This window comes from Rhodoplanes roseus (assembly GCF_003258865.1).
In the GTDB taxonomy this organism is placed as follows: Bacteria; Pseudomonadota; Alphaproteobacteria; order Rhizobiales; family Xanthobacteraceae; genus Rhodoplanes; species Rhodoplanes roseus.
The window spans coordinates 2,554-4,062 of sequence record NZ_NPEX01000403.1 but is presented as its reverse complement, the minus strand read 5'-3'; the positions used below and the strand labels follow the sequence as shown (position 1 = coordinate 4,062).

Here is a 1,509-nt window from a genome sequence, read left to right as displayed (position 1 = left end):
GAGGCCTTTGCTCGACTCGTCATTCCGGGGCGCGGACCGCAGGTCCGCGAGCCCGGACTCCATAGCCCCGGCGCGGGTGCACGATAGACAGGGCGTAGGGGCCCGGGCTCGACGCGGGGGCGCCGCCCCGGGACGACTGTGTCGTTTCGCAAAGGCCCTTGGCCTTGACGACGACGACGATCGAGGGGCTGTGCCTCCGAACTCGTCTCGGCATCCACCGGGGCATCGACCGCGCTCGGTCCCAGCGGCGGACCACGGGATGCTCGACCGCTGTCGCGCTGTCGCGGTGCACGACGGGGCAGGGGCCTTGCGCGCTCCACGATCTGATCACGACGTCGTGCAGGCAACGAGGCGGCGCCATCGGCGTCGGACAGCGCGCAGGCTTCGAACACCACACCGGCGTCGGGCAGGGCGGCCGGCATCAAACAGCAAAAAGCGCTCGCTGCTTTTCGCAGGAGCGCTCGGGCACCGAGACAGGTCGTTATAACAAGCCGAGCGTGCGGATCGGATCAGGTCGATCGACGACGGACGGTGATAAAGGCGGAAGCGGTCGAGGTTGGGCCTTGCCTCACTGATGCGGCCCGATGAGACCGCTTCCGACCTTATCCGTTGTGGGGGAAGCCGCTACACCAAGTTCCCAACGAAGATCCCGGTGATTGTCGCGGCTTTGCGAGCCCGGTGGCATCGGACCTCCCGCTTGTACGCCAGCGCTGGACGGTCTGGGAAACAGCTCGTCAGCATCCTGGCTCATCATCGGCTTCAGCCGGTTCCTCGGATCAGTGGATCGACCAGAACCACACCGAAGCTGACGACCAGATGGTCGCGCCGATGCCCGGTTTTGTCAAGCCGTCACGAATCGCTCGGTGAATTTCTTCTTGCGATGTCCTGCGCGGTTTCTGAACCGGCTCGCCGCAATGCAGCACGGTCGGGGCCGGCGTCCGGCCCGGCGACGCGCCCGAATACTTTGTATGAAGAGTCTCACGTCACCAGCATGGTGGTGACGGCGGCGGCGATGCGGCTGTCGGTCGGCTCGACGGCGGACGGGAACGCCGCCGCGATGCGGCCGTCGCGGCCGATCAGATACTTGTGGAAATTCCAACGCGGCGTGTCGAGCGGGCGCTCGATCGCGGCCCAGCGATAGAACGGATGCGCATCGGCGCCGCGCACGATCGTCTTGGTGCTGATCGGAAACGTCACGCCGTAGCGATGCGCCGTATGGTCGATGCTGGCCTGGTCGCCGGGCTCCTGATGACCGAAGTCGTCGGACGGGACGCCGATCACCAGAAGGCCGCGTGGCCCGTGCTGCTTCCACAGCTGCTCGAGCCCGGCATATTGAGGCGTGTATCCGCACAGCGACGCGGTGTTGACGATCAGGATCGGCTTGCCGGCATGCGCGATCAGTCTGATCTCCTCGCCGTCGGCGCGCGCGAAGGAATGCGCCCACGCATTCGCGCGGCTGCGATCCTGAGCGTGTGCGACGAACGGCGTCGCCGCGAGCGATGACGCTGA

At 66.5% G+C, this 1,509-nt stretch carries 1 protein-coding gene; it reads right to left on the bottom strand.

What is annotated here, in order from left to right; genetic code table 11:
- Nucleotides 1-978: 978 nt before the first annotated feature.
- Nucleotides 979-1,509: glutathione peroxidase (locus tag CH341_RS29045; RefSeq protein WP_245431304.1), on the bottom strand; the 531-nt coding region annotated here is incomplete at its 5' end.